The organism is Agromyces seonyuensis (genome assembly GCF_009789225.1).
In the GTDB taxonomy this organism is placed as follows: domain Bacteria; phylum Actinomycetota; class Actinomycetes; order Actinomycetales; family Microbacteriaceae; genus Agromyces; species Agromyces seonyuensis.
Map to the genome: position 1 here is coordinate 1 of NZ_WSTA01000139.1, position 4,102 is coordinate 4,102.

Genomic DNA, 4,102 nt, shown 5'->3' on the forward strand with positions numbered 1-4,102 from the left:
GCCTGGTGTCCAGACCTGTGCTCTCCCGTCCCGCGCACGCGGCGGGCGTCCGTCGCGCCGCGCTCGCCCTCGAGACGACCCCCGCGCCGGTCGCCGGCGCCGAGGCATCCGCTCGCTCGCTCGCCGCGCCGGACGAGCACGACCTCGTGAGCCGGACCGTCGACGGCACCGCCCGCGCCTACAAGCGGGCCACCGCCGCCTTCGACACGACCGAGCCCCTGCGCCCGTGGCGCGCCGTGGTCGCGACGAGCGTCGAGGACGTGCAGGCCGCCGTGCTCGAAGCCCGCTCCGCCGGCGTCGGGGTGCGCATGCACTCGACCGGCCACGCCGCGGGATCCTCCTCGGACATGACGGGCGAGATCCTCGTCCGCACCGCGCTCGGCGGCGCCGTGACCGTCGACGCCGAGCGTCGCCTGGTCCGCATCCCCGCCGGCACCCCCTGGGGCGTCGTCGTCGCGGCCGCCGCGAAGCACGGCCTCGCCGTCCCGCACGGCTCGTCCGGCCACGTCGGCGCGATCGGCTACCTCAGCCGGGGCGGCCTCTCGGCCTACGCCCGCACCGTCGGCGTCGCCGCGAACTCGGTGGAGTCGGTCGAACTCGTGACCGCCGACGGCCGCCTGGTCGTCGCGAGCCGCGACTGCGAGCCCGACCTGTTCTGGGCCGTGCGCGGCGGCGGCGGCGGGTTCGGCGTCATCACCGCCATGACGGTGCGCGCCTTCGGGCCCGGCACGGTCGTCACCGGCACCGCGCTCTGGGAGATCGAGGATGCCCGCGGCGTCGCCGACGCGTGGGCCGCGTGGACCGCGAGCGCGCCCAACGCCATCACGACCGCGCTGCGGGTCATGGGGCTGCCGCCGCTGCCCGGCATGCCGCTGCGCCTCGGCCGCCGTCCCCTCCTCGTCATCGACGGCACCGCCGTGGACCACGGCGGGATCCGGGCCGAGGACGCCGCGGGCGACCTGCTGCACGTCCTGCGCCGCGCCGCCCGCCCGGTGTTCGACTCGTGGCGCCGCACGGAGACGCCCGAGGTCGCCGAGACGCACATGGACCCGCCCGTCGGCGCCGCCCACCGCGCGGACCACATGCTGCTCGGCGCCTCGGCCCCGGCGCCGGCCGAGGGCGCCACGCACTACGCCGCCCCCCTCGAGCCGGCCGACGTCCCCGGCGTCGCCCGCAACCGCGCCGTCGTCGAGACCTTCCTCGGCATCGCGGCCCGGCCCGACTCGGGCCTGCCGATCGCGGAGCTCCGCCAGTTGCGCGGCGCGCTCGCCGAGACGCCCGAGGATGCCGGCGCCGTCGGCCGCTTCGACGCCGACTTCGCGTGGTTCACCGGCGCGATGGTCTCCAAGAAGCACACGCCGGAGGAGGCCGCGGACAAGTTCGCCGCCGCGCGCGAGGCGTTCGGGCGCTGGGACACGGGCTTCACCGCCCCGACCTTCGCGGCCGACCGCGACCGCCCGCAGCGCAACTACGACGAGGCCGCCCGCGTCCGCGTCGAGGCGGTCCGCGAGGCCGTCGACCCGACGGGCGTCTTCCGGGGCGACGTCGCCGTCGGCGCACTGGCGCACTGATCCCCACCCCGAGGCGGGGCGCGGCCGAGGCCGCGCCCCGCCTCCGCGCGCCCTCGTGGCAGCCGGGGCGGCCGAGCCGCGGCACCGCGTGTTCACCTCTCGTGCACCGTCCGCATGCCGGGGGCACGCCGGGGCGTCGACCTCGATCCGTACCGTCGCCCCATGAGATTCGAGAGCGGACCGGCTCGCGTCGTCGCAGTGATCCCCGCGCGCGGCGGGTCGAAGGGCGTGCCCGGCAAGAACCTGCGGCTGGTCGGCGGCGTGCCGCTCGTCGTGCGCGCCGTGCGCGCCGCACGGGCGGCCGGCCTCGTCGACGAGGTCATCGTCTCGAGCGACGACGAGGAGATCCGGCTCGCCGCAGCGCGCGCGGGGGCGCTCGCGCTCGTGCGCCCCGCCGAACTGTCGGGCGACGAGGCCTCGAGCGAGTCCGCGGTGCTCCATGCGCTCGACGCGCTGCGCGCCGGCGACCCCGACGGCAGCGACCCCGCCGTGACCCTGCTCATCCAGGCCACGAGCCCCTTCATTGACCCGGCCTCCCTCGACGGCGCCGTCGAGCGCGTGCTGGCCGGCACCGCCGACTCGGTGTTCTCCGGCGTGGCCGAGCGCGCCTTCGTCTGGCGCGAGGACGATCTCGGCGCGTACGGCGTCAACCACGAGGCATCCGTGCGCCAGCGCCGCCAGGACCGCGAGCCGGAGTGGCGCGAGACCGGCGCGTTCTACGCCATGGCGACCGATCTGCTCCGCGCGAGCGGGCACCGATTCAACGGCCGCATCGCCGTGCAGCCCGTCGCCGAGGGCGACGCGATCGAGATCGACACTCCGGAGGAGCTCGCCCACGCCGAGTTCGTCGCCGTCCAGCGCGACCTCGACCTCCCCCGCGGACCGGAGCGCACCGAGCGCCGGCCGCACGAACCGAATGGAACCGCCCGCATGACCGCACCCGCCGCCGGCACCGCCGGCTCCGCCCCGACCGGCGTCCGTATTGGACGCAACCTCGTCGGCGGCACCGCCCCCGTCTACGTGATCGCCGAGATCGGCCTCAATCACAACGGCAGCCTGCCCCTCGCGCTCGAGCTCATGGAGCGAGCGAAGGAGGCCGGTGCGAACGCGGTCAAGTTCCAGAAGCGCACGCCGGAGATCGCGACCCCCGAGCACATGAAGGACGTCCCGCGCGAGACGCCGTGGGGCACGATGAGCTACCTCGAGTACCGCCGCCGCGTCGAGTTCGGCCGGGACGAGTACCTCGCGATCGCCGAGCGCGCCGCGCTGCTCGGGCTGGACTGGTTCGCGAGCCCGTGGGACGAGCCGTCGGTCGCGTTCCTCGACGAGCTCGGCGCCCCGACGCACAAGATCGCGTCGGCCTCGCTGACCGACCTCGGCCTGCTCGCCGCCGTCGCCGCGACGGGCAAGCCCGTCATCTGCTCGACGGGGATGTCGACGATGGGCGAGATCGACCGCGCCGTCGAGGTGCTCGGGGTCGACCGCCTCGTGCTCCTGCACGCGACCTCCTCGTACCCGATGCCGTCCGAAGAGGCCAACCTCCGCACCATCGAGACCCTGCGCCGCCGCTACCCCGGCGTGCCCGTCGGGTACTCGGGCCACGAGCCCGGGCTCGAGATCTCGCTCGGGGCCGTCGCGCTCGGCGCGGTCGCGGTCGAGCGCCACCTCACCCTCGACCGCGGCATGTGGGGCTCCGACCACGCCGCCTCGCTCGAGCCCGACGACCTCGCCCGGCTCGTCACGGGCATCCGCACGCTCGAGCTCGCGCTCGGCGACGGCGTGAAGCGCGTCTTCCCGGGCGAGGAGGCGCCGAAGGCCAAGCTCCGCCGGGTGCTCCAGCCGTGACCGGCGCAGAGGATGCCTCCGGCGGCAGGCGTCGCAGGCTCCTCGTGCTCGGCGACTCGGACTCGTACGTGAAGTGGGGGGCGGCGCTCGCGAGCCGGCTGCCGCCGCACTGGGACGCGTCGCTGTCGGTCATGGCGACGCCCGTCGCACCGAGCGAGCGCCAGCTCGCCGTCGCCCTCGCCGGCACGCGGTTCGACGCGGACTCGGTACGGCCCCTCGACCTGCATGCGGTGCGCGAGCGGGTCGCGGAGTACCGTCCCGACGCCGTGCTGCTCGCGCTCCGCGGGCCGTTCGTGCGGGTCGTCGCCCATGAGCTGTGCTCGCTCGAGGACCGTCCCGTCCTCGTCTCGGGGTTTCCGGGCCTGACCATCCCGGCGGTGCCGAAAGCCGTGATCTACCGCGAGCTGTGCGACCTCGTCGTGCTGCACAGCCGACGGGAGGTGCGCGAGTTCCGCGGGCTGGGCGCCGAGCTCGCCCCGCGGCTGGACTTGGGCCTCGCCATGCTGCCCTTCCTCCCGGCCGTGCTCCCGGTCGCCGCGGACACGCTCGCGGGGGAGACCGCGCTCGCCGGGGCGCACCGGGCGCGCGCCGGCGTCGCCGGCTGGGACGGCGGCGGCTACCGGCACGCCATGCCCGTCGCCGCCGAGCCGGGAGATCGCAAGAGCACACGTCTGGACCGCGGGCGC

3 protein-coding genes and 1 pseudogene are annotated in these 4,102 nt (G+C 76.1%); all 4 read left to right on the forward strand.

The features are described from left to right. On the forward strand, positions 1-1,571 hold a 1,571-nt coding region (locus GB864_RS17815; protein ID WP_236779240.1), incomplete at its 5' end, for an FAD-binding oxidoreductase. A 162-nt stretch (positions 1,572-1,733) separates the two neighbouring features. Further along, positions 1,734-2,144 (forward strand): annotated as a pseudogene (locus GB864_RS18680) (acylneuraminate cytidylyltransferase family protein); the annotation flags it as partial. A 357-nt stretch (positions 2,145-2,501) separates the two neighbouring features. Next, on the forward strand, positions 2,502-3,416 hold the full coding sequence (locus tag GB864_RS18265) for an N-acetylneuraminate synthase family protein (RefSeq protein WP_202107362.1): 915 nt from the start codon (positions 2,502-2,504) through the stop codon (positions 3,414-3,416). After that, positions 3,413-4,102: DUF6716 putative glycosyltransferase (locus GB864_RS17825; protein ID WP_236779241.1), on the forward strand; the 690-nt coding region annotated here is incomplete at its 3' end. The genes GB864_RS18265 and GB864_RS17825, both read left to right, overlap by 4 nt.